The 24785-nt window shown below is 43.5% G+C and carries 27 protein-coding genes; 14 read left to right on the forward strand and 13 right to left on the reverse strand.

Annotated elements, in window-relative coordinates:
- Nucleotides 1-118 precede the first annotated feature (118 nt).
- Nucleotides 119-703, reverse strand: coding sequence for a hypothetical protein (locus INF20_RS07405; protein WP_226385739.1), 585 nt, complete (start codon nt 701-703; stop codon nt 119-121).
- A 177-nt stretch (nt 704-880) separates the two neighbouring features.
- Nucleotides 881-1291, reverse strand: coding sequence for a MerR family transcriptional regulator (locus tag INF20_RS07410; protein ID WP_226385740.1), 411 nt, complete (start codon nt 1289-1291; stop codon nt 881-883).
- Nucleotides 1292-1473: 182 nt separating this feature from the next.
- Between INF20_RS07410 and INF20_RS07415 the strand changes: the two genes are divergently transcribed.
- Complete coding sequence (locus INF20_RS07415) at nt 1474-2265, forward strand: EcsC family protein (RefSeq protein ID WP_226385741.1); 792 nt, start codon at nt 1474-1476, stop codon at nt 2263-2265.
- 97 nt (nt 2266-2362) lie between these two features.
- On the opposite strand, the gene INF20_RS07420 is transcribed toward INF20_RS07415, so the two are convergent.
- A complete protein-coding gene (locus INF20_RS07420) occupies nt 2363-3109 on the reverse strand; it encodes a 3-oxoacyl-ACP reductase family protein (protein ID WP_226385742.1) in 747 nt (248 codons plus the stop codon).
- A 260-nt stretch (nt 3110-3369) separates the two neighbouring features.
- Here INF20_RS07420 and rsxC point away from each other — a divergent pair, with 260 nt between their 5' ends.
- The 6 genes from rsxC to INF20_RS07450 are packed head-to-tail and all read left to right on the forward strand — an operon-like array spanning nt 3370 to nt 8345.
- Nucleotides 3370-4689 (forward strand): electron transport complex subunit RsxC, encoded by a 1320-nt coding sequence (rsxC, locus tag INF20_RS07425; protein ID WP_226385743.1) that lies wholly within the window; start codon nt 3370-3372, stop codon nt 4687-4689.
- Nucleotides 4689-5669, forward strand: a complete 981-nt coding sequence (locus INF20_RS07430; protein WP_226385744.1) for an RnfABCDGE type electron transport complex subunit D — start codon at nt 4689-4691, stop codon at nt 5667-5669. The genes rsxC and INF20_RS07430 overlap by 1 nt, the downstream gene beginning before the upstream one ends.
- Nucleotides 5659-6210: an FMN-binding protein gene (locus INF20_RS07435; RefSeq protein WP_226385745.1), complete on the forward strand. Its 552-nt coding sequence runs from the start codon at nt 5659-5661 to the stop codon at nt 6208-6210. The genes INF20_RS07430 and INF20_RS07435 overlap by 11 nt, the downstream gene beginning before the upstream one ends.
- Nucleotides 6211-6897 (forward strand): electron transport complex subunit RsxE, encoded by a 687-nt coding sequence (rsxE, locus tag INF20_RS07440; RefSeq protein WP_226385746.1) that lies wholly within the window; start codon nt 6211-6213, stop codon nt 6895-6897. It abuts the gene before it with no gap.
- Complete coding sequence (rsxA, locus tag INF20_RS07445; protein ID WP_226385747.1) at nt 6897-7490, forward strand: electron transport complex subunit RsxA; 594 nt, start codon at nt 6897-6899, stop codon at nt 7488-7490. The genes rsxE and rsxA overlap by 1 nt, the downstream gene beginning before the upstream one ends.
- 18 nt (nt 7491-7508) lie before the next feature.
- A complete protein-coding gene (locus INF20_RS07450; RefSeq protein ID WP_226385748.1) occupies nt 7509-8345 on the forward strand; it encodes an RnfABCDGE type electron transport complex subunit B in 837 nt (278 codons plus the stop codon).
- A 73-nt stretch (nt 8346-8418) separates the two neighbouring features.
- Here the strand turns inward: INF20_RS07450 and INF20_RS07455 are convergent, their stop codons facing one another.
- Together INF20_RS07455 and INF20_RS07460 are read right to left on the reverse strand one after the other, a co-directional pair.
- On the reverse strand, nt 8419-8925 hold the full coding sequence (locus tag INF20_RS07455; RefSeq protein ID WP_226385749.1) for a Gx transporter family protein: 507 nt from the start codon (nt 8923-8925) through the stop codon (nt 8419-8421).
- 20 nt (nt 8926-8945) lie between these two features.
- Nucleotides 8946-9317 carry a NusG domain II-containing protein gene (locus tag INF20_RS07460; protein WP_226385750.1) on the reverse strand — a complete coding sequence of 124 codons (372 nt, stop codon included), beginning with the start codon at nt 9315-9317 and terminating at the stop codon, nt 8946-8948.
- A 37-nt stretch (nt 9318-9354) separates the two neighbouring features.
- Between INF20_RS07460 and INF20_RS07465 the strand changes: the two genes are divergently transcribed.
- Both INF20_RS07465 and INF20_RS07470 read left to right on the forward strand, forming a co-directional pair.
- Nucleotides 9355-10368: an FAD:protein FMN transferase gene (locus INF20_RS07465; RefSeq protein WP_226385751.1), complete on the forward strand. Its 1014-nt coding sequence runs from the start codon at nt 9355-9357 to the stop codon at nt 10366-10368.
- A gap of 15 nt (nt 10369-10383) precedes the next feature.
- Entirely contained in the window at nt 10384-12783 is a 2400-nt protein-coding gene (locus INF20_RS07470) for a homocysteine S-methyltransferase family protein (protein ID WP_226385752.1), read from the forward strand.
- On the opposite strand, the gene INF20_RS07475 is transcribed toward INF20_RS07470, so the two are convergent.
- Nucleotides 12746-13981, reverse strand: a complete 1236-nt coding sequence (locus tag INF20_RS07475) for a BaiN/RdsA family NAD(P)/FAD-dependent oxidoreductase (protein ID WP_318959515.1) — start codon at nt 13979-13981, stop codon at nt 12746-12748. The genes INF20_RS07470 and INF20_RS07475 overlap by 38 nt on opposite strands.
- Before the next feature lie 143 nt (nt 13982-14124).
- On the opposite strand from INF20_RS07475, the gene INF20_RS07480 reads away from it, so the two are divergent.
- Complete coding sequence (locus tag INF20_RS07480; protein ID WP_226385754.1) at nt 14125-15852, forward strand: FtsW/RodA/SpoVE family cell cycle protein; 1728 nt, start codon at nt 14125-14127, stop codon at nt 15850-15852.
- A complete protein-coding gene (locus tag INF20_RS07485) occupies nt 15852-17228 on the forward strand; it encodes a penicillin-binding transpeptidase domain-containing protein (RefSeq protein ID WP_226385755.1) in 1377 nt (458 codons plus the stop codon). Before INF20_RS07480 ends, INF20_RS07485 begins: the two co-directional genes overlap by 1 nt.
- 48 nt (nt 17229-17276) lie before the next feature.
- Here the strand turns inward: INF20_RS07485 and INF20_RS07490 are convergent, their stop codons facing one another.
- The 7 genes from INF20_RS07490 to INF20_RS07520 form a co-directional block, all read right to left on the reverse strand.
- The gene (locus INF20_RS07490) at nt 17277-17546 is read right to left on the reverse strand and encodes an anti sigma factor C-terminal domain-containing protein (protein WP_226385756.1); all 270 of its coding nucleotides are present in this window, start codon (nt 17544-17546) and stop codon (nt 17277-17279) included.
- Nucleotides 17547-17554: 8 nt separating this feature from the next.
- On the reverse strand, nt 17555-17827 hold the full coding sequence (locus INF20_RS07495; protein WP_226385757.1) for an RNA polymerase sigma factor: 273 nt from the start codon (nt 17825-17827) through the stop codon (nt 17555-17557).
- A 136-nt stretch (nt 17828-17963) separates the two neighbouring features.
- Nucleotides 17964-18584: a hypothetical protein gene (locus INF20_RS07500; RefSeq protein WP_226385758.1), complete on the reverse strand. Its 621-nt coding sequence runs from the start codon at nt 18582-18584 to the stop codon at nt 17964-17966.
- Nucleotides 18585-18661: 77 nt separating this feature from the next.
- The gene (locus INF20_RS07505; protein WP_226385759.1) at nt 18662-19339 is read right to left on the reverse strand and encodes a hypothetical protein; all 678 of its coding nucleotides are present in this window, start codon (nt 19337-19339) and stop codon (nt 18662-18664) included.
- A 119-nt stretch (nt 19340-19458) separates the two neighbouring features.
- Complete coding sequence (locus tag INF20_RS07510) at nt 19459-20208, reverse strand: YlmH family RNA-binding protein (RefSeq protein WP_226385760.1); 750 nt, start codon at nt 20206-20208, stop codon at nt 19459-19461.
- Nucleotides 20209-20267: 59 nt separating this feature from the next.
- Nucleotides 20268-21299 (reverse strand): DUF3048 domain-containing protein, encoded by a 1032-nt coding sequence (locus INF20_RS07515; protein ID WP_226385761.1) that lies wholly within the window; start codon nt 21297-21299, stop codon nt 20268-20270.
- On the reverse strand, nt 21300-21887 hold the full coding sequence (locus tag INF20_RS07520) for an SGNH/GDSL hydrolase family protein (protein WP_226385762.1): 588 nt from the start codon (nt 21885-21887) through the stop codon (nt 21300-21302).
- A gap of 73 nt (nt 21888-21960) precedes the next feature.
- Between INF20_RS07520 and INF20_RS07525 the strand changes: the two genes are divergently transcribed.
- Genes INF20_RS07525 through INF20_RS07535 form a run of 3 tightly spaced genes read left to right on the forward strand, consistent with a single transcriptional unit; the run spans nt 21961 to nt 24659 of the window.
- Complete coding sequence (locus tag INF20_RS07525; RefSeq protein ID WP_226385763.1) at nt 21961-22227, forward strand: TIGR03905 family TSCPD domain-containing protein; 267 nt, start codon at nt 21961-21963, stop codon at nt 22225-22227.
- Nucleotides 22227-23399: a cation diffusion facilitator family transporter gene (locus INF20_RS07530; protein ID WP_226385764.1), complete on the forward strand. Its 1173-nt coding sequence runs from the start codon at nt 22227-22229 to the stop codon at nt 23397-23399. Before INF20_RS07525 ends, INF20_RS07530 begins: the two co-directional genes overlap by 1 nt.
- Before the next feature lie 15 nt (nt 23400-23414).
- Nucleotides 23415-24659 carry a serine hydroxymethyltransferase gene (locus tag INF20_RS07535; RefSeq protein ID WP_226385765.1) on the forward strand — a complete coding sequence of 415 codons (1245 nt, stop codon included), beginning with the start codon at nt 23415-23417 and terminating at the stop codon, nt 24657-24659.
- Nucleotides 24660-24785: the final 126 nt, after the last annotated feature.

Here is a 24785-nt window from a genome sequence, read left to right on the forward strand (position 1 = left end):
CAGGAAAAACTATCTGATTCAATTCCTGGATGGGGAGATGCAATCGTATGGACTGAATTCCATAGATCAGGTGACTACCCTAGTTATTGGGACTAGGGTGTCACCAACTCTTTTTGTCCTATAACCCACCTTTTATCTTGTTAGAATTCTTAACCTGTTTTTTAATTGCTTTTTTAGTCAATGATTTTGTTTCCTCAATTATTTCCACAGAATATCGCTTGGCCCCCAAAGAATGTGCAATATGTTTTAGTTCTGCTATTTTTTCATTATGCGAACGAGTAAAGATATCATCAATCCTTATATATCTATTTTCGTCAAATCTATCAACATAGTAAATACTGTCACAAACCGCTTCTGGGATAAAAACTATCCCACTTTCCTCTATTTTAGTATCATAAAGGCAAAGGATTTCCATTCCGCCACTATCTTCTCTCCATCCGATTGCTCCTTCTGCGACTTCCACATCTCTTCTTTGCGCATCATCTACAATCATAACCATATTAGGTCTATCGAAATCAGGAGAATTATATTCATCCCAGAACAAAGGATTATATTTTTTCATATCCCAATTATATTTTGCTTTACTATATTTATCTGATGCTGCTTCAATTCCTTTTTTTGCTCCGGTAGCAGCAACTTCTCCGATATTTCCTGCAGCTTTTTTGGCAATGCTTCCGATATTTTTAATGTTTTTCTTTATCATGAACTTCCCCTCCAATAATTCTTTTAGTATATTATATCATTCATAATTCACACATTCATCAGCTATTATTCCTCAGATATTTCACCAGTATCCACACCAACCATAAGCCACCGGTAACGATAATCAAAACCATATCCAATATCAGGCCAAAGCAGCCTCTTTTATTTCCGTTTCCACTCATTTTATTTTCTCACTTTCATAATTAAATTTTTCTTTTATTCTCTCCACCCATGTGCCTTCTTCTCTCCTCAAGAATTCGTAATAAAATTCCTTATGCTCCATCAAGGCGGTTGTAAGACAAATATTCTTTTTCAATTTTTCTATATCTTGTGTCATATTATCAATATGTCTGTCCAAAATTTCGGACTGTTCCTCGGGTGCAGCGTTCAACAGTTCTTTAATTTCACTCAATTTACAGCCTATTTCACGATAGATAAGAATTCTCCACAATCTGCCAAGAGCTTCTTCATCATACACACGATAATTATTTTCTGTTCTCTCCGCTGGCAAAAGCCCAATTTCATCATAAAACTGCAAACTTCTTCTTGAAACTCCCGTCATTTCACTTACTTCTTTAATCTTTTTCATATTCGCCCTCTCCATGAATTGAGCGTAAACTATCCACTATGCGTGATAGCAATGCTCTCATTACTACATCTTTGTAAGAGGGCTTGTAAATTTCGCGAGAGCAATTCCGGTATATTGACTTCCAGTTTTATACAGTGCTATATTTTATCTATATCAATCGTAAATTATTATCGGAGGCTACCATGGCAAACAACAATCTTACCAGTGAATGGAAGCGCCTTGCAGCAAAGGAAAAACGCTTTTTAGAAAAAAGAGCAGAAAAAACCGACTCCCTTTTAAATCAGAAGCTGGCAGAAAAGGTTCCAGACAAGCTCCAGGAAACCCTTGATGCTGCTTTTGCCAAGGCATTTCATGTCATATTTGATAAAGGAACTGACTATATAGAAAAGACATATAACAAAGAAACATTAGAGCATGAGCACCAGGTGGATATGTATGCGGCAGAACTCCGACAGAACAAAAAGGCTCTTCGTAATTTCTCAAAGAAAGCCTCTGCCACAGGCAGGAAAAACATCCTTATTTCCGGTGCCGCCGGTATCGGAATGGGACTTGTTGGCGTAGGTTTACCGGATATTCCCGTGTTTACCGGTATGCTTCTGAAAAACATATACGAGATAGCCTTACAGTACGGGTTTGAATACGAATCTGAGGAAGAGCGTTACTTTATACTCAGACTAATCGAGGGCTCTCTTTCCTACGGCGATGATATCGTTGCCATAAACCGCGAACTAAACGAATATATTTATTCTTTAGAAATCCCAAAGGATTACGATAAGGAAGATCAGATCAAAAAAACTTCTGCGGCATTGTCTTCAGAGCTGTTGTATATGAAATTCCTTCAAGGCATTCCTATAGTTGGTGCCGTCGGAGGCGCATATGATGTCATCTACATGAAAAAGGTAAATGATTATGCTAAGCTTAAATACAACAGACGATTTCTTGAAGGACAGCTTTTAGGAAGCGATACATTTTAGGCTTATATAAAACTTAGAAAGGAACGGTAGCTTCGGTTGCCGTTCCTTTCGTATACTCACATATTCTTTTAACTAATCCCCTTAAAGTAAATGGAGATTACATATTCATGCCGCCGTTAACCTCGATTACCTGTCCGGTAATGTATCCGGCATCATCTGAAGCCAAGAAAGCAACGGTCTTTGCCACTTCTTCGCCTTTGCCCTGTCTCTTCATCGGAATCTGCTGCACAAGCATCTCTCGAAGCTTGTCCGAAATCTGTGAAGACATGCCCACTTCAATAAATCCCGGTGCCACAGCATTTACTCTTATGCTGTACGCTGCAGCTTCCTTTGCCACAGTCTTTGTCATGCCTATTACAGCTGCCTTTGAGCCAGAATATGCCGACTGGCCGATGTTTCCTGCTATACCGGATACGGAAGATATGTTTATAATCGCACCTTCCTTTTTTTCCATCATCATCGGCAGCACATGCTGCATTGTATTCCATGTGCCCTTTACATTGATTGCCATGGTGTTATCGAAGTATTCCTCTGGCATTTTATGTATTCTTGCATCTAAAGCAACACCGGCATTATTGACTAAAATATCTATTCCACCAAAGGCTTCTTCGATTTCCTTTATCATATCTCTTACAGCGCTGTTTGATCTTATATCACAGCAAAATATTTCCGCTTCTCCGCCATTGGCACGGATCTGATTTCTTATGGCTTCCGCCGCCTTTTCAGAGCTGTTATAGTGAAGGGCCACCTTGGCTCCTCGCAAAGCAAGCTCCTCTGCAATATATTTTCCGATTCCCCCTGACGCACCTGTTACAAGTGCTGTTTTACCAATCAAAGATTTCATCTTTTTACCTCCACATTTAAGTATAAGAATATTTTTGATTTTAACACATTTTTTCTAAAATTTGCAGCAACTATATATTGTGACTTATATAAATAATACACACTTCTTAGTGGGTATAATCTGAGTTCAGTTTTTTCAAGCCTTTATCGGTGCAATATGCTGCTTTTTTTGTGACAAAAAAGATAGCATTACCGATGAAAAAGTGATAATATAATTATGTTCGTTTTGATACAAATTTTCACGAAAGGAAGGTTTTATAAATGAGTCAACAGAGAAAGCATTTACACAGCATCCATGTTGCCCATCACAAAAACACTGCACAGTGTGAAACCAAGCGTATGCCTGTTCCTGCGGAAGTTTGCATCCCGATGTCAATGCATATCGGAGCCCCTTGTAAACCTCTCGTAGCAAAAGGTGATACTGTTAAGGTTGGTCAGCTGATTGGCGACACAGACGCATTTGTAAGTGCACCGATCCACTCAAGCGTTTCCGGAACTGTAAAGTCCATCGAAACTCAGAGAAACGCTGCAGGTGGCTATGACCAGGTCATCGTTATCGAGACCGACGGAAAACAGGAAGTCTGCGAAGATATCGAAATTCCTAAGGCCGACAATCTTCAGGAGTTTGTTGCAGCCGTAAGGAAGAGCGGACTTGTAGGATTGGGCGGTGCGTCATTCCCGACTCACATTAAGTACAATCCTAAGAACATCGACGAAGTGGACACTTTAATCGTAAACGGTGCGGAGTGTGAACCATTCATAACTTCCGACCACAGACTTATGCTGGAAGATACTCAGGACATCATTGACGGTATCAAGCTGGTAATGAAGCATCTGAATCTTTCAAAGGGCTACATTGGTGTAGAAGGCAACAAGCCTGATGCCATCGAAAAGCTCAAGGCAACTATTGCCGAACAGGGTCTGGCTGACAGCGTAGAAGTTGTTACACTTCAGACTACTTACCCTCAGGGCGCTGAGCGTGTCATGATCTACGAAATCACAGGTAAGACCATGGACGCCGGAGTTCTTCCTGCAGATCTGGGAGTGATTCTTTCCAACATCACATCCATCGCATTTGTAGGACAGTATTTCAGAACCGGTATGCCTCTCATCGAAAAGAGAATGACTATCGATGGTTCTGCAATAGCTGAACCGGGTAACGTTATTGCCCCTTTAGGCACAAGAATCCATGATATCGTTGAATTCATGGGCGGATACAAGGCTGAGCCTAGAAAGATTCTTATGGGTGGTCCTATGATGGGAAGAGCTATCTTCTCTGATGAGATGCCTATTATAAAGAACAACAACGCTATTCTGGCGTTTGACGGTCCTCAGTCTCTGGTCCCTGAAGAAACAAACTGTATCAACTGCGGCAGATGCCACAAGGCTTGTCCTTTCAACCTTCTGCCTACAGCTCTGACAGAAGCGATGGAAAACAAAGACGCCGCAAGACTGGAACAGCTGAAAGTAATGCAGTGCATGGAATGCGGAAGTTGTGCTTATGTATGCCCTGCAAGAAGACCTCTTGGCTTCAACAACAAGCTGGGTAAAGCAATTTTAAAGGAGGCACAGAGTAAATAATGGAAAAGAAGTATTACAATAATCTTATAGTATCTTCATCTCCTCACATGGTGAGCAATGAAAATACTCAGAGGATCATGGGAATGGTCATCCTGGCCCTTCTTCCATCCTTATGTGTAAGTACATATGTATTCGGCCCAAGAGTTCTTATCCTCACAGCCGTATGCATGGTATCAGCCGTACTTTTTGAATACCTGTGGAATGTCCTGATGAAAAAGCCTCAGACAGTTGGCGACCTTTCGGCTGCCCTCACAGGTCTTCTGATAGCGTTCAATGTACCTTCTAATCTGCCATACTACATTGCGATTATAGGTTCTTTCATCGCTATCATCATCGTTAAACAGCTGTTTGGCGGACTTGGACACAACCTGTTCAACCCGGCAATCACAGCCAGAATCGTACTGTTTATAGCATTTGCTACTCAGATGACAACATGGCCTGTTCCAAGGACAGCTGCTACAGACGCCATCACAGGACCTACACCTCTTGGTATCCTGAAGAACGGCGGCGGCGAGCTTCCTTCTAACATGGACCTGTTCCTGGGAACAGTTGGCGGTTCCATGGGTGAAGTCAGCGCTATAGCCCTCATCATCGGAGGTCTGTTCCTGATCTGGAGAAAGGTTATCTCTCCTATCACTCCGCTGTGCTTCATCGCAACAGTATTTATTATCGCACTTATTGCTGGTGAGGACCCTGTATTCCACATTCTTGCCGGTGGTGTAATGCTCGGAGCATTCTTCATGGCTACAGACTATGTAACTACTCCGCTGCTGCCATGGGGTAAGGTAATCTTCGGTGTAGGATGCGGTATCATGACTATGCTTATCAGACTGTTCGGATCTTATCCAGAAGGTGTTTCCTTCGGTATACTGCTGATGAACATTCTGACACCTCATATCGAAAACTTCTGTACAAACAGACTGTACAAGCCTAAGAAGGAAAAGAAGGCTAAGAAGGGAGGCGCGGAAGATGCAGAATAGTTCTTTTAAAACAAAGTTCGCACCTACGATTGTACTCGTAGTAATTTGTCTCGTTATATCCGCGGCTCTGGCTATTACAAACGGCGCAACAGCTCCTCAGATTGCAAAGATCAACAAAGAGCAGGCTGACGCCACAAGAGCCAGCGTGCTGACTGAAGCAGATGCTTTCCATCAGTATGAAGGTCAGCTCAACGACGGCATTACTGAAGTTTATTTCGCCGACAATAAGACAGGCGGCGTTATAACCTCCGTTGCTTCATCCTACGGTGGAGACATAACCGTTATGGTAGGTATCGACGCTGAAGGCGCCATCACAGGCGTTCAGGTAACAGCTCACTCAGATACTCCGGGTCTTGGTACAAAAGCTATGACTCCTGAATATCTGGCAGGCTACAATGGACTTTCTGAACTTTCCGCAGCAGCGGTAAAGGATTCTCAGGATGTTGACTACATTGTAGGTGCTACTATTTCCTCAAACGGAATCTACACAGCTGTTAAAAATGCCCTTCAGCAGTTTAATGATTGTGGAGGTGTTCAGTAAATGAATAAATTAGGAATAGTATTAAAAGGTATTATCAAGGAAAACCCTGTACTGGTCCTGATGCTTGGTACTTGTCCTACACTGGCAACATCAACAAGCGCAATCAACGGTTTTGGTATGGGTATGTGTACTATGGTCGTTCTGATTTGTTCTAACATAGTAATTTCCATACTTAAGAACGTTATTCCAGATACAGTAAGAATTCCTTGCTACATCGTAGTAATATCCGGCTTCGTAACAGTGGTACAGATGCTGCTTCAGGCGTATCTGCCATCACTTAACCAGTCACTGGGACTTTATATCCCTCTGATCGTTGTAAACTGTATCATTTTGGGAAGAGCCGAAATGTTCGCCAGCAAGAACAAGGTAGTTGACTCCGCTCTTGACGGTCTGGGCATGGGTCTTGGCTTTACTCTCACTCTTACAGTTATGGGACTTATCAGAGAATTCTTCGGAAGCGGAACTCTGTTCGACTTCGCCGTATACGGCACAGGTTCCATTTCTCCGATGACTATATTCACTCTGGCTCCTGGCGGATTCTTCGTATTCGCTTGCCTGATCGCCTTTGTGAACTACTTCTTCGGTGACGCAAAGAAAAACAAGAAAAAGGAATTTGGTTGCAGCGGCTGCTCAATGGTTGATTCCTGCAGTCAGGTTTCTTGTGAAGAACAGGGGGATAAAGCATAATGAAAGAATTATTAATGATAATGATGAGTGTTATCCTTGTTGATAACTTCGTCCTGGCTAAGTTCCTCGGTATCTGTCCGTTCCTTGGCGTATCGAAAAAGCTCGATTCTGCTGTCGGAATGGGTGTTGCCGTTACATTCGTAATGGTACTGGCTACTTTGGTTACATGGCCAATTCAGATTTTAATCCTGGACCCTAACGGCATCGGATACATGCAGACTATCGTATTTATCCTGGTTATCGCCGGACTGGTACAGCTGGTAGAAATGACAATGAAAAAGTACATGCCACCTCTCTACAGCGCACTGGGAGTTTACCTTCCACTGATCACAACAAACTGCGCAGTACTGGGTGTGTGCGTACTGAATATAACTGAAGGATATGGCTTCGTTCAGTCCATATTCAACTCTCTTGGTGGCGGTATCGGCTTCCTGCTAGCAATGGTTCTCTTCGCAGGACTCAGAGGCAGACTGGAAAACAACAAGTTGGTTCCTGAAGCCTTCAAAGGTGCCCCAATAACATTAGTTACTGCTTCAATTCTTTCTCTGTCATTCATGGGATTCTCCGGAATGGTAGACGGAATATTTGCATAAGATAAGGGGGAATAGAAAATGGCATTACCAATTATCCTCGTAGTTGCGCTGGGCCTTATATTTGGTGTCATCCTTACTATTGCTTCCATCGTAATGTATGTTCCAGTAGATGAAGTAGTAGCACAGGTTAGAGAAGAACTTCCTGGTGCCAACTGTGGTGCCTGCGGTTACTCTGGATGTGACGGATACGCCGCAGCTTTCGGAGAAGACAGAAATACTCCGGTTAACAAATGTCCTGTAGGTGGCCCTGCTGTTGCAGAAAAGATAGCAGCCATCCTGGGCGTTGAAGCTTCCGCTGCTGCAGCACCTGTTGCGGTAGTAATGTGCCAGGGCGACAAATCTGTTGCTCAGGACTTCATGAAGTTCGGAAGCAAAATGACTTGTAAGGGCGCTCTGCAGCTCTACGGCGGAAACAAATCCTGTGCTTACGGATGTTTAGGTATGGGAGACTGCGTAAGAGCCTGCGACTTTAACGCAATCCACATCGTTAACGGCGTTGCTGTTGTTGACAGAGATGTATGCGTAGGTTGCGGCGTATGTGCCAATACATGTCCTAAATCAGTTATCCAGATCCTCACTAAGGATGACAGGGTAGCTGTTAGATGTAAGTCTACAGACAAGGGTGCAGCTGTAATGAAGAACTGCAAGAACGGATGTATCGGATGTAAGAAGTGCGAAAACACTTGTAAGTTTGATGCTATCCATGTGGAAAACAACCTTGCTTCTATCGATTACGATAAGTGCAAGAACTGCGGTCTGTGCGCTAAGGAATGTCCTACAGGCGCCATCGTGGTAATTCCAAAGGAAAAGAAAGTAGTTGTTCAGCAGCCTGCAGAAGAACAGGCAGAAGCATAGACACCTTTCGTGAAAAAGGCATATATACAGCAAAACAGGAGCGGTTAAATAATCGCTCCTGTTTTATTATTGATTATACTCCAGCCTTTTCCAATCTATCAGTTACAAGTCCTGCAACTATACCTATCAGTATTCCAAATATAAGTCCGGAAAATACCAATACCGGGAAGTATACAAACACCTTTATATTTTCCACCAGCGCCGCCGCTGTCAAAAGCTGTCCCAAGTTATGTGCAACTCCTCCTGCCAGGCTAACGCCTACAATTGAGAATACCCTGCACTGTTTAACGGCTATCATCACCACAAAGCTCAGTAAGCCTCCTGCCAGGGAATAGAGTATACCGAACACTCCCGAAAAGAGAAACCCTGCCAAAAATATACGGATTATATTTATGGTAAAGGCGTATTTGATTCCTAGCCGATACAAAGCGACCACGACCACTATATTGGCAAGCCCCAGCTTTACTCCGGGAATTCCCACGGAAAAAGGCAGTATCGCTTCTATATATGAAACTATGAGAGCAAGAGCCGTCATTACGGCTGCCTGCCCTATTTTATATGATATGCTATTTTTGTTCATTTCTCACCGTCCTGCCTCATTCAGCCTGATACTGCATCGTATTTCCTGTCATCTGACTGGATTTCTACCACCACCTTATGTGGCAGGCAGATTATGCTTTTGGACATGTCGTTAATTTTGCCCTGTTTTACACAATCTTGATTGTGACAATTGGCAAATGTCATTTGTGCATTTCCGTCTTTTATGGTAATCTTATTTATATGGTCGCCCTGCTTGACTTCGATCTCCTGATCCTCGTCAATGGGGTATTTTCCGTATAATTCGCTATCCACATATACGACCACCTGTCCGTTACGCACATCCGTATCGTGCAGGGTCAGATATACCGATGCGATAATGCCGATTATGGCTATGACCACGGCAAGTATGATGTCTGCTTTTCTTATTTTCATTATGCTTTCCGTTGATTAAATATATTGAGGTAAATAAATGCGCAAAAAAATACTACTTTCTCTGTTATGCACGCTACTCATTATAACACAAGTAAGCTGCAAAACCAACGAGCCTGTAAGCGACACCGAGTTTATGCTGGATACCTTCTGTACTATAGAAATCCACGGCATGGATGAGGATAAAGCTACGGAAATAATCAACGAAACCTTTGACGAATGTAAAAGATACGAAGGACTTTTCAGCCGCACCATGGAGGGTACGGATATATATAAAATAAATCATGCAGAAGGCCAGCCGGTGGAGGTCTCCGACGAAACTGCGGAACTGATACGCACAAGCCTTGAGCTCTGTGAGGAAACCGACGGACTGTTTGATATAAGTATCGGCAGAATAACTAATCTGTGGAACTTCAAGGACACCGAAAACCCTACACTGCCTGATGATGCGGATATAAAGGCCCATCTTCCTTCCGTGGACTATAGGAATATAAATATCGAAGGAAATACCGTAACCCTGTCAGACCCTGACACATGGCTGGATCTGGGTTCCATAGCAAAGGGATATATAGCGGACAAATTGAGCCAGTTTATGACGGATAAAGGCGTAACAAGCGGCATAGTGAACCTAGGCGGTAATATCGTTGCCATCGGTGAAAAGGAAGACGGCAGCAACTGGAACATAGGCCTTGAAACACCATTTTCAGACAGCACCGAAATCCTTGGGGCCGTGGAAATGAAGGACCAGACAGTTGTAACTTCAGGCACCTACGAGCGTCATTTCAACATTGACGGCAAGGAATATCACCATGTGCTTGACCCTGCCACAGGCTATCCTAAGGATACCGATATACTTTCCGTATCCATAAAAAGCGACATGGGTAATTCCACCCTCTGTGACGGATATTCAACAACATGTCTGCTTCTCGGAAAAGACAAAGCTATCGAATTTATGGCAGATAAAGAAGGCTACGAATACTGCATTACAGATATGAACGGCAATATAACTCAGAGCGACGGCTTCGGACTTGTTGAAGAAGCCGGAGATAAATAGAAAACAGGAGGCAAAATGAGTTTCAGAGATTTATTAGGCAAAGAACTACTCTTCTTTGACGGCGGTATGGGAACCATGCTGCAGGCGGCAGGTCTTGCCCCGGGGGAAATCCCAGAATACTGGAATATGGAACATCCGGAAGCGGTTTGCGATATACACTACCAGTACTATATGGCAGGCGCAAACATTGTGGAGACAAACACCTTTGGCGCAAACTCTGTAAAAATGCCTCAGGACAAATATACTTCTCACGATGTAATGGTAAAGGCCGTAGGACTTGCAAAAGAAGCGGCAGAAAAATGCAAAAAAGAAACCGGCAGAGACAAGCTTTTTGTAGCGGCAAGTATGGGACCGACAGGTAAACTTATGCAGCCTATGGGCGATTTAACCTTTGATGCCGCATATGAAGGCTTTAAAGAGCTTGCCATCGCAGCAGAAGAAGCAGGCGCAGACCTTGCTCTCATTGAAACTATGACAGACCTCTATGAGATAAAGGCTGCAATACTCGGTGTAAAGGAAAATACAAATCTTCCTGTTGTGGTTTCTGCTATGCTCGATGAAGGCGGCAAGCTGCTTACAGGTGCTGATATAAAGGCGTTATGTGCCACCCTTGAAGGGCTCAGAGTTGATGCTGTAGGTATTAACTGCGGCTTTGGGCCTAAGCAGATAGCTCGCTTTATACCTGAATATCTTTCACTGACTTCGCTGCCGATGATGGTCAATCCAAATGCCGGAATGCCTAAAACAGACGACAACGGCGATTCCTATTACGATATGACACCGGAGGACTTTGCGGCAGCACTGGCGCCTTTCGCAGGAAAAGGCGTATTTATGCTGGGCGGATGCTGCGGTACAAATCCAAACCACATACATGCCCTAGTGCAGGCGGCAAAGGATATGACCCCTCCTCCTGTAGAAAAAAAGCATAAAACAGTAGTGGCTTCCTATTCCCATGCGGTGGAAATCGGACGCGACTTTGCAATAATCGGTGAAAAAATCAATCCTACAGGAAACAAAGTATTTAAAGAAGCGCTTTTAAATAACGATATGGGCGCAGTGGTAAAGCTGGCCTTAGATCAGCAGAGAGCCGGAGCCCATATTATAGATGTCAATGCCGGTCTTCCGGAAATAGACGAGGTGTCCATGCTGACACAGCTGATGAGAGAAATACAGGCTGTTGTAGATTCCCCTCTCATGCTTGATACCGCAAGTCCTGAAGCTATGGAAAAGGCTGTCAGATACTATAACGGTAAGCCTTTTATAAACTCCGTATCAGGTAAGCAGGACTCCATGGACAGGATGCTTCCGATAGCGGCGAAATACGGCGGCGTGCTTATAGCCCTTACCCTTGATGAAAAGGGTATTCCTAAGACTCCTGAAGAAAGAGTCGCCATCGCCCTTAAAATCGTTGAGGAAGCCGCTAAATACGGTATAGAAAAGCATGATATAGTTGTCGACCCTCTGACTTTGACTGTCAGCGCAGACAAGGAAGCTCCTATGACAACGCTTGAAACCATCTGGCAGCTGCGCCAGCACGGAATTAAAACTTCCATCGGTGTTTCCAATGTGTCCTTTGGACTTCCAGGCAGAGAAAAGCTCACTTCAACATTCCTTGCCATGGCCCTTTCTGCAGGACTGAGAGCGGCAATTATGAATCCTTTCTCCGATGAGATGATGTATGTATATCACAGCTACATGGCCCTTGCTGGAAAGGACGAAAACTGCAGAAAATACATCAAAGTATTTGAAGCTCACCAGCAGACTGGAGAAACGGCAAAAAAGGAAAGTAAGTATTCCCTCAAGGAAGCAATTATAAACGGACTTAAAAAGGAAGCCCGTGAAGCTTCCGAAGTTTTAGGAAAGGATAGCGAACCCCTGGCTATAATCAATGAGCATGTAATCCCTGCTCTGGATGTAGTTGGCAAAAGATATGAAGACGGCACCATATATCTGCCGCAGCTTCTCATGAGTGCGGAAGCCTCCCAGGAAGCCTTTGCGGTGGTTAAGGGCCTTATTGAAAAAAGCGGCAACGCCGGCAATATAAGCAAGGGAAAGGTGGTTCTTGCTACAGTCAAAGGCGATGTCCACGATATCGGAAAAAACATCGTGCGAGTTTTACTGGAAAACTACGGATACGATGTCATCGACCTGGGCAAGGACGTTCCTGCGGAGCTCATCGTTGAGACTGCAAAAAAAGAAGGCGCCCGTCTTGTGGGACTGAGCGCACTTATGACCACTACACTGCCAAGCATGGCAGAAACCATCAGACAGCTGAAGGACGAAAAAGTCGATTGCAAAATAGCTGTAGGCGGAGCTGTATTAAACGAAACCTATGCAGATACCATAGGCGCCGACTGCTACTGCAAAGATGCCATGGCTACAGTGAAATATGCTGAGCAGCTGTTCGGGCACTAGAAAAAGCAAACTGGAGGTTATACCCTCCGGTATCACCGTCAATATCCAGGACTTCACCGATAAGGTAGAGTCCCGGATATTTTTTTGCTTCCATAGAAGATGTTGAAATCTCCGATATGTCCACTCCACCTGCAGTAACCATGGCTTCTCCAAAGCCTCCTTTACCGCTTACTGTAAATTTTTGATTTCTCAATGTATCTTCTATTTCTTTAATCTGACTTCCCATAAGAGTTGATGCCTTTGTTCTGCATGCTCCCTTTTCACCGAGAGCCTTGTCTGTCAGTGCATCAGCAAGGGCTTTTGGAATTTTGCATTCCTCAGATACGAGATTTCCTATGGATCTTTTTTCTCCATTTACCGGCAGCCTGTCACCGCTTTTATATCCCTCGGGAGCATAATCCACATAAAAGGCTCTCCCTGGCTCCAAATACCTGGAATTATCTAATATTACAGGTCCGGAAAGATTTTTATGGGTAAAGAGCATATCCCCATATCCAGTAATTCTTTTTTTGCCTTTACCGTCATAGGGATCTGCCATTGTGATTTTAACCTTTGCGGAAATTCCCGAAAGGCTGCTATAACGATAATCTTCCACATATACAGAGGTCAATGCCGGTACACAATCATTTATTTTCAGTTCTGGAAAGCAGCTTTTTAAAATTTCCATCATGCTGCCGTCAGAACCAGTTTTAGGATATGACTTTCCTCCCGTGGCAATCACAAGTCTCCTGCATCTGAAGCTTCCCTTTGTACTGGCAACCTCATACATGCCGTCCTTTTCATCCCCTTCATTGATTTTAGTTATATCAACGACCTTTGTCTCCGTATTTATCTCAAATCCACCTTTAACTGCGCTGTTTAAAAGAACATCCCTTATATCCCTGCTATTCATGGACTTCGGAAACACCTTACCGTCCTCCCTTTCCACAGTTGCGACGCCTAAGTCCTCAAAATAATTTCTTACCATGACGTTATTAAATTTGTATAAGATACCTCTTATTTTACCGCCGTGCTTACCGTACTTATCAATAAAATCGCGAATGTCTCCGCCATGGGTAAAATTGCACTGGCCGCTTCCCGCCGCCATAAGTTTGATGCCCGTCTGCTTCATTGATTCCAGCACAAGACCTTTGCCGTTTTTTAATTCCGTATTTGCGGCACAGAACAGTCCTGCAGCGCCGCCTCCTATTATTATCACATCGTAAACCATGTCTTGATTATAAGAGTTTTATAATACAGTCACAAGTCTTTTATGATATAATGAGAAACGGGTTTAAGTAAAATCAAGTGATTTGAACCCTTCGTGACAACTAAGCTAAGCAAGAAAGAAAGGAAAGAAACATGGGTATTCTTGACTCCATATCGGGCTTCTTTGGAAGTATCCCGGGAGCGGGACAACTTTATACCACCTTTGCCCGATGGATATTTGTTATTTTGGCAATATACATTCTGGTAAGAGCAATTAGGTCACTGCTGTCCACCAAGACACCTTCGGAAATCTGGGCATATCTTTCTCTGCCAAACGGAGAAACAAGGGCCCTTTCCCACTGGGAAAATGTTATCGGCCGTTCCAAAACCGTCGATGTGCCTATCGATGTGATGACGGTTTCCAGAAATCACGGAACCTTAGTCAGAGACAAGGACGGCAACTGGACATATAACGATCTTGGCTCAAAGGGCGGCTCCATGATTAACGGCAATATCGTGTATAAGCCAACACCTGTTAATATCGGTGACACCTTAAGCCTCGGCGGTGCCGAGTGCGTGCTGGTGCCTGCCAGTCTGCAGGAGCAGATGTACAATAAGGAAGCCCGCACAAGGCTGACACGAAAATTTACTCCGTGGAAATCCCTTATTGCCCTGACAATATTTCAGGCCATGACCGTGGTGCAGTTTATGATTGCAGAGGGAAGCGAACTTCCTGCGTCCGTACCTTTGGCCTTTGCCATTTTTACAGGGGTTATGTGGGTATATTCCATAGTCATAAGAAGTCTGGGCTCCACATCCTTTGAAATGGAAAGTATAGCATTCTTTTTATCGACTCTGGGGCTTGCGGTGACTGCAACTTCAGCGCCAAATGAAATAATGAAGCAGCTTCTTACGGTATACTTGGGCATCTGTCTGTTTTTAGGACTCTGCTGGTACTTAAGAGATTTGGACAGGGCCATGAAAACTCGAAAGCTGCTGGTTTTGGGAAGCGTGCTTTTGCTTCTTGTAAATATATTCTTAGGTACCAATAAATACGGCGCCACAAACTGGGTAAGCCTTGGCGGCTTTACATTCCAGCCTTCAGAGCTGGTAAAAATCGCCTATATTTTAGTTGGTGCCGCTACTTTGGACGAGCTTTTTGAAAAGAAAAATCTGACACTGTTCCTGTTGTTTTCCATCTTTTGTTTGGGCAGCCTTGCTGTTATGGGAGACTTCGGTACAGCTGCCATATTCTTTGTGACTTTCCTTGTAATCTCTTTTTTGAGAAGCGGAGAGTTTTCAAAGTTGTTTCTCATAGTGGGAGCTGCAGCAGCTGCAGGACTTATGGTGCTTAGATTTAGACCTTATATACTGGGTCGTTTCCAGACCTGGATGCATGCTTGGGACTTCCCTGATGCAGGCGGCTATCAGCAAGTAAGGACAATGTCTGCGGGAGCCAGCGGCGGCATGGTAGGCGTCGGTGCCGGAGACGGATGGCTTCATAATGTGGCAGCAGCGGATACCGATTTGGTTTTCGGCGTGCTTTCCGAAGAATGGGGCCTTATTATAGCCGTGCTTGCCATCCTTTCCATAGTTACACTGGGAATATTTGCAGTGCGCTCCATTAAGGCCGGACGATCAGCCTTTTATACTATAGCGGCATGTGCAGCAACTACCCTAATGATATTCCAGACAATACTCAATGTCTTCGGATCAGTGGATATACTGCCGCTGACCGGTGTCACATTCCCGTTTGTTTCCAACGGTGGAACCTCGATGATAGTTTCCTGGGGAATGTTAGCCTTTTTAAAGGCTGCCGATACAAGGCAAAATGCCAGCATAGCCGTTAAAGACGAAGGTCTGAAAGGAGATGAGTGGTAATGAAAAAAATGCAGAAAAGAGCCATAATCTGCCTGTTCTTTGCCGTTCTTCTCGTTGCAGGCACAGCATTTTACATAGGCAAACTTGCAGTCAACGGCGGAGACTGGGTAAGTTACCCGGCAAATCAGCACATATATACAAATAACAAAATTACAACGGGCGTCATCCTTGACCGTAACGGCGATACCCTAATATCAAACAGCAAGGACGGTGAAACCCAGTATAACAGCGACACCTCCACAAGGGAGGCTTTAGTCCATGTTACCGGTGATTCCCTAGGCAATATAGCCACAGGGGCAAATGTTGTTTTTAAGGATAAGATGGTGGGATATAACTTTATAACAGGAGTTTATTCTGCCAGCGGAGAAGGACGTACCATAAATCTTACGGTTGACGCCAATATATCCAAGGTTGCCGGAGAAGCTCTTGGCAATCGCAGCGGAACTGTCGGTGTTTACAACTATGAAACCGGCGAAATCATATGTATGGTAAGTTCTCCTAACTATGACCCTTATGATCCGCCGCAGCTTGATGCAGATGATACCTCCGGTACATATCTGAACAGATTTACATCTTCTTCAATAGTGCCGGGCTCAACCTTTAAGGTTATAACTTCCATGGCAGCCATCGAGACTGTATCAGACCTTGATGACTGGACATATACCTGCACTGGAAGCGAACAGTACGGCTCATACAGCGGCGACCGCATTACCTGTCTATATCCTCACGGCACCGTAAACTTTGAGGAGGCCCTTGCCGAATCCTGCAACTGTGCTTTCGGCGAGCTTGCCAACAAAGTTGGTGCCGAGAATCTGAAAAAATACACGGAAATGGCAGGACTTACAAGCAGTTATGACATAAACGGTATAAATACAAGACCGGGCTCCTTTGAATTTAGCGATAACGACCTTGACCTTGCATGGACAGGCATAGGTCAGAGCAAGGACTTGGTAAACCCATGTTCCATGATGGTATTTATGGGCGCCATCGCCAACGGAGGTAAGTCCGCAGAGCCTTATATCATCGACAGAGTAAGATTTGCCAATGGACTTCCGGCAAGCTTTCCTATAAAGCATAAGACGGAAACACTCATAAACGAGGATACAGCAGCAAAGCTTACGGAAATGCTCAAAAATAATGTGGAATCCAACTACGGAACATACAATTTCCCGGGACTTGATATAGCAGCAAAATCCGGTACCGCAGAGCATGGTGAAGGAACAACTCCTCACGCATGGTTTACTGGCTTCTTAGATGATCCGGATCACCCTTATGCATTTGTAGTAGTTGTTGAAAACGGCGGCTACGGTACGGAAACAGCCGGCAGTGTCGCTAATGAAGTGTTGCAGGCCATAGTTAAACAGGATGATAACTGATGAATTTTAAACACCATTCAATTAAGAATGGTGTTTTATTATATCCATTTATCTCTGTATTACTATTCCGCTCACACTGTTATCATCAAGCACATTTAACAGAGTATCCTTGTTTGCCGTAAATGCAATTCCGTAGGATTGAAGTCCGTTTTTATCAATGTATTCGAGAGCTTTTTCCGTATCGATTACTGAATCAATATCTTCGCCCAGTGTCATTTCTAAAAATGTCTTGCTGGATTTCATATGTTTTATAAGTTTTATGAACCGCTCCTCATCTGAAAGTTTACTTTCATTGTACGTGAAAGCATCCTCATACATACCTACATTTACAACATTATTGTAGTATGCCCCTTCGCCGCAGCAAACAGCAATCCAAACATCTTCATCTTGCGCCTATGATTAAATGTCAGATTACGGGCCACCATGTAAAGCCATGCCTTCGGATTAGTGTGGGTATCACCAAGTGAAAGAAGTGCCTTTACAAAGGTTTCCTGAGTAATGTCTTCGGCTGTAGCAACATCTCCGCACAAGTGAAGGATATACAGAAATACTTCCCTGCCGTATTTTTCATATATAGTTTTAAGAAGTATTTTATCCATTAGCTTCCCCTCATATACCTTCTTTATATGTATAACACATAAGCGGTCAAAAGGTTACAATCATTTTTATTTGATAAAGAAAAACGACAAAGCCGTGGTGCCATCACACCATCGGCTCCGCCGTTTGTTGTGTTGCCTATTTATCTTCTGGTGAGCTGTAATACGGTATATATCCGTTTTCCAGATCTACTACAATTAAATATTCTCCATTATCACCTTCAGCATGCCATGTTTCTACTTTTCCGGGATCCGAAATGGAACTAACTTGACTTTCACCATCATTTACAAATTCAAGTTTGTCCCCTTCATAAATATATTCCTTGGCAAATTCCTCGACCATTTTCTGTGCTTGGTCTTTATCAATTAACGTATATTCATCTGTCGGCTCAAAAGTATAATTTTTATAGTGATAATAAATCAATTCATTGTCTTTTAATCGAAACTCTATTTTGTGAGTAAACATATCATTATCACCCATTTTTGAATAAATATATGATGTAGATTCTCCATCCTTTACCGATTCTCTTGCAGATTCTAATGCAATATCCGCTACTACATCATCTGGCAAAAAGTCTTTTTCTCCTAAATCCTTTCCAAAATCCCTCTGCCATGAATTACCGTCAGAAACAAATGCTGACTGTCCATTATCATTTGTTGATTCAACTTCAGCTTCGTTCCCACAAGATGCACAGATAAACGCCAGCACAAGTGCTATTATAAACAGTAGGCTTTCTTTAGTTATTTTCTTAATATTCATATTTCCACCCCATTCGCTCCTTTAGAAGATTTTACAGTATTACTTTCCCTATCTATTAAATACTGAACTGTTTTGCCTTAATTTGTATTGAATTCTGCTATTTTATCTCCTTTTTCAATTTTCATAGTGCTTGGCAATTCAAAATTATAATCTTTAGGATTCTCTATCTTCGTGATAATATAACCCTCATAAAGCATTTTAGAACTCATTTCTGAATATTCTCTGACAGCTGTCAGTATCTCTTTTTCCTCTTCGCTTCCAGCCCTATTGTAAGCATCAGTAAATCTTTTGTTTTCTTCTGCGGACTGCTTTTCCGCTGCCTCTTGTTCAGTTCTTTCTTTCTCTCCCATCTCAACTAGTTCCGCAATAGTCTTATCTCTCATTTCTTTTGGAACCGTAGGGGTAAATCCTATAGCATACCAAAAGTTGCTTAAAGTAAATGGATATTTCACAACATAGTCAGAAGCATATATCATTATATCTTCGTATTCCGGCAATGCTTTTATATCTTCATAACCATCTGACATAAGAATTCTTCGTAAAAAATCCATGTATTCCAAAGAGCCCTTTCTCATATGTTCTCCCTTAGAATCAAGATAATCATCTATAACTCTGCTTATATCATATACTGTCGCTTCACCTTTGCCTTCTATCTGTTTTGCATCTGTCATATATTGAAACCCAAACCTTGCTCCAACAAATGCAATAACCAGTGCCAAAACTACAGCGATTGCTTTTTTTCTTCCGTTACTCATGTTGATCCCCCACCTTTGGGTATATCATATTAAATCATATAGTATGAATCAATCCAAATTATTGATGGTGACAATATACTTATTTTATCAACGGGGTTCAACCATGTGTAATTAAAAACTCAGTACACCCTAAACTTCACATAAACCCGGCCCTTTCTCGAAGTGCCGCCGATCTCCGTAAGATAGGCCTTACCTCTTCCTCGGAGCACCAGCTTATCTCCCTCGGATATATCCTTATCGATCTTAAGGCATTCTGTGTTGTTAACAAACACGATGCCTTTTTTTATCGCCTCCGCCGCCTTGCTTCGTGAAATACCAAAGGCCGATGAGATGATATTATCAAGTCTCAGAGAAGCTACGGTGTCCTCCCTTTCACTAAAGCTCTTTTCCGCTACTTTCAAGTCGCCGATAGGCAATATTTCCACTGAAAGGCTTGTCCTACCTGCTTTATCGTAATTTAGCGATATAAACTCTGCCAGTTCCTCGCATATGACTATATCCGCACCGTCATCTCTTACTATGATGTCTCCGGTCTTTTCCCTCTTTATGCCAAGGCCAAGCAGCGAGCCCAGATAGTCTCTGTGTGTAAGTTGTCTTCCTCCCGGTGTCACACTCACTCTTGCTACGGCAAGTCCGCTGTCACTTTCCGCCGATGCATAATCCGGCAAAAAACAGCATACAACTCTCTCTGCATCATCGTAGCCGCCGAAGAATTCCACACGGCAGTCGTGCTTTTCATTTCTCAGCATGCTCTCCACAAGAGAGCGCTGGTGCATATCCAAAAAGTCCGAGCGAGTGGGAATATACTGTTCTTCACATTGTCTTAATCTGTCAGCTGCTGCCGCAAGCAGCATTTTTTCTTCCTTCATGCTTTGCTTCTCCGAAAAAATCACCGACCTTGCGATCGGTGATATGCTTTTACAAAATACTAATAATCAAACTCTACCGTTGTATCTATCAGCTCAATGGCTGTTACGCCGGGAGTCATTTTAAATTCATTGCCGTCCTTGTCGCGGAATATAGTCGGGCTGTCCTTGTCCTCCCTTTCCCAGGTGCCCTCTACGACCTTTCCCTGGGTAAACATTACCGCTTCACCTCCGGCATACATGTCTATCTGCAATCTTTCATCCTCGTTTGGATAGAGGTTAAAAGGCACCTTTTGCACCAATATGTTTGCACAGGTAAATACTTGTCCGTTGTTATCATCTACTAGCTCTTGGCCTCTTACATATCTGGTGTAAAGCTTTGTTTCCGGGTCGTATACAAAAGTATTATCTGCACCGTCGGCATAGTTTACGGTTATCTCCGTGGCATCATTTCCAGCAACTTTTTCGCCTTCTTCAAGCCATGGGAAGGTTCTTACTTCCTTTTTACCGGTGTATCCCAGCTCACTCATGGCTGAAAGTATATCCTCCCCTGTGGAATACTGATTTCCCGGCAGTCTGCCGTTTTTGTCGCTTTCATTATGGAATGCAGCGTAATATTCAAAGGCGGATACTCTGTCCACACCGCTTTCCTCAAAATAATCTATGGCCTGAGGGCTCTGTCCGTTGTGAACGAATACTGCGTTGTATTCCCTTGCTATGTCCAGCATATACGGTCTGGTGCTTCTGATGGCTCCCACCAGCTCCAGTTCATCTATATTGCTGTAATATATAGGCTCGTATCTGCTTCCACCGCCTTCTATAGGCACTTCGATTAAAATATCCGCCAAGGATATTCCCGACTGTGGCTGTGAAAGATAACTGTCGTTATCCGTTGATACCATTATAGGCCTGTCAGGCAGGCTCTCTCCTTCTTCAAGTACAATCCCCGTAAGGGGGTTGACGTCTCCTTCGTCTTCTGCTGCAGTTTCCGTTTCGCTGCCTTTATCTCTTAAAGCCATTACAACAGCTCCTGCTCCTACGGCAACTACAACGGCTCCTATTACCGCCAATCTCATTGCATTAGTCTTTTTCATCTACAGTTCCTCCTTTACAATTTGCGCTATAAGTTCGTATCCTTCTTTTGTGGGATGCAATCCGTCCACATATTTATGATATTTCTCGTATCCCGTCTGTATATCTATAAGCTCAAAGTCAAATCTGTCCTTTGCTGCCTTAAGCTCCTTTCCCAGTGCCAACAGCTGACTATTAACCTTTTCGTAATCCACACCAAGGCCGTCCATCCAAGCTTCTCTTGCCTGTGCCGGTTCACAGAGAGCCGGAATCATCACCACAGGTCTGATCCCTTCATCCTTTGCCATAAGCACCATCTGCAGAGTGTTTGCCAGCACATCGTTAACACCGCCTAAATCATATACAAAGTCGTTGCTTCCGCACATTATTGTGACTTTATCGGCCTTGTTTTCGCTGCCGATTTTAGAGCCGCCGTCTTTAAAGTATTCATGCTTTCTGACCCTCTGAAGAATCTCTCCTGAGCTCTCTCCGTTAACTCCCAGGTTAACCATTTCCCAGCCCTTTTTGCCGGATATTATACCGGTCCAGCTGTACTTTTCACCAAAGGGGTATCCGTAGGTCAGGCTGTCGCCCACGCAGATTATTTTCATTCCTTACTGCCCTTTCTTGTGTTATACTTATTTTGTATTATATACTATTTTTCAAAGGAAAGGCAACATTGTAATGAAACACACGGAGATACCTCAGGGAGTATGTTCCCAGAAGATAGATTTTGAATTGGATGGAGATGTGGTGAAAAACGTCAGCTTCACAGGCGGCTGTAATGGCAATCTTAAGGGCATATCGGCTCTGGTGGAGGGTAAGACAGTTTCGGAGATTGCATCTCTTTTAGAAGGCATAACCTGCGGCTTAAAAAAGACATCCTGCCCGGATCAACTGGCAAAGGCTCTTAAACGAGCTTTTGCAGAGGAACAGGGGAATAAAGCCTGATGAACGAATTTCTCTACAAGCTTTTTATAAAAGACCATAACAATGTTAAGGATGTAAAGGTTCGAGAAGGCTACGGCAAATTGGCAGGGGCTGTAGGCTTTGTATCAAATACCATAATATCCGTTGCTAAAATCATCGTCGGTGTTATAACATCTAGCATCGCTGTAATAGCTGACGGTATCAACAACCTTACAGATGCCGCTTCATCGGTAGTCACTTTGGTGGGCTTTAGACTTGCCGCACTGCCTGAAGATAAGGAACACCCTTACGGTCATGCCCGTATAGAATATCTGGCAGGGCTGATAGTCTCCATAATAGTGCTATTTGCAGGATTTTCCCTGGGAAAGAGTTCCATTGAAAAGATTATCAATCCTCAGGAGACTTACTTTTCATATGCTACCGTTGCAGTTCTCGCTATGGCTATAATCGTGAAAATCTGGCAGGCATATTTCAACTACAGCACAGGTAAGAAGATAGATTCTGCCACTATAAAGGCCACTGCTGCCGACAGCAGAAACGATGCCATAGCTACATCTATGGTACTTATATCAGTAATCATATACCGCTTCACCGGCGTAGACTTAGACGGCTACTTAGGCCTTGCAGTAGCGATATTTATAATCATCTCCGGAATCTCACTTATAAAGGAAACCTCAAGCCCGCTTCTTGGAGAAGCTCCTGATCCGGAACTAATTGAAAATATCGCAAAGGATGTTCTAGCATACGACGGAGTTTTAGGCATTCATGATTTGGTGGTGCATAATTACGGACCAGGCAAGGTATTTGCTTCCATACACATTGAAGTTGACGCTGATACAGATATTATGGAAAGCCACGACCTTGTGGACACCATCGAAAAGGAAGTGGGAGAAAAAACGGGCATTTACTTTGTAGCTCATATGGACCCGGTAAAAACCAACGACCCTGTGATACAAAAGGTTTACGAACCTATATGTCACTGTGTCAGCTCATTTACCGGTTTAAGGCATGTGCACGATATGAGATGCGTTCCCGGTAAAACCCACACAAATATAATCTTTGACATAATCGTCGAGGCCGACTGCTCAGCTTCAGAAGAAGAAATCAACAGAGCTGTCGACATGACGGTAAAGGATATTGATCCTACATACAATGTAGTCATCACATTCGATAAAGCTTATACGAATCTTTGATAAAGGAGAAGAGACATGGTTAATTTTGATCTTATCGCAAAGACTGACTCAGAAATTGCGGAGCTCATGGAAAAAGAACTTCGCCGTCAGCAGCACCATCTGGAACTTATCGCCAGCGAAAACATCGTTTCCGAAGCCGTTATGGAAGCCATGGGAAGCCATCTGACTAACAAATATGCTGAAGGCTATCCTGGAAAGAGATACTATGGCGGATGCGAATTCGTTGACGGTGTTGAAACCATCGCCATCGAAAGAGCTAAAAAACTCTTCGGTGCAGAGCATGCCAATGTGCAGCCTCACTCCGGTGCACAGGCAAACATGGCAGTATACCTGGCATTCTTAAAGCCTGGAGACAAGATTCTCGGTCTTGATCTTTCCCATGGCGGACATTTGACCCACGGTGCTAAGGTAAACACTTCCGGTAAAATGTACGAATCCCATTTCTACGGAGTGGATCCTGAAACGGAAGTCCTCGACTATGACGATATCAGAGCTAAAGCTCTTGAAATAAAGCCTCAGATGATTGTTGCAGGAGCCAGCGCATATCCGAGAATAATCGACTTTAAGAAGATAAGAGAAATCTGTGACGAAGTCGGAGCATATATGTTTGTGGATATGGCTCATATTGCAGGTCTTGTTGCAGCAGGTCTTCATCCAAGCCCTGTTCCTTATGCCGATGTAGTTACTACAACTACACATAAGACTCTCAGAGGCCCAAGAGGTGGTCTGATTCTCTGTAAGGAAGAATATGCAAAAAAAATCGACAGCGCAGTATTCCCTGGACATCAGGGTGGCCCTCTTATGCACATAATTGCGGCTAAGGCTGTATGCTTCAAGGAAGCCCTAGATCCTTCATTTAAGGATTATCAGGCTCAGATTATCAAGAACGCCAAAGCTATGGCAGAAAGACTTGTGGAAAACGGATTTAAGATTATATCCGGTGGTACAGACAACCACATGATGCTGGTTGATGTAACTCCATTTGGAGCCAACGGAAGAGACGTTCAGAACCTGCTTGAAAGCGCAAACATCACCCTCAACAAAAACAGCATCCCTAACGAAAAGCTGAGCCCAACTCTTACAAGCGGCGTAAGAATTGGTACTCCTGCGGTTACTACCCGCGGTATGAAGGAAGAGGAATGCGTTTACATTGCAGACCTTATCACTGAGCTGATTAAGGGCGGCGAAGCAAAGGTTGACGAAATCAAAGCAAAGGTAGTTGAGCTTTGTGATAAATTCCCTATCTATGAGAATAACTAGGCTCTTTAACTTTTTTAGTGGTTGAGCGCTAAGTTGTGGTTTGAAATAATGAATATAGGAGGACCTAAAATGTGAATACATATTCATACAGGTCCTCTTTTTATGCGAAACAACTATTTGTGATAT

It is taken from the genome of Gallibacter intestinalis (assembly GCF_014982745.1).
Classification (GTDB): Bacteria; Bacillota; Clostridia; order Peptostreptococcales; family Anaerovoracaceae; genus Gallibacter; species Gallibacter intestinalis.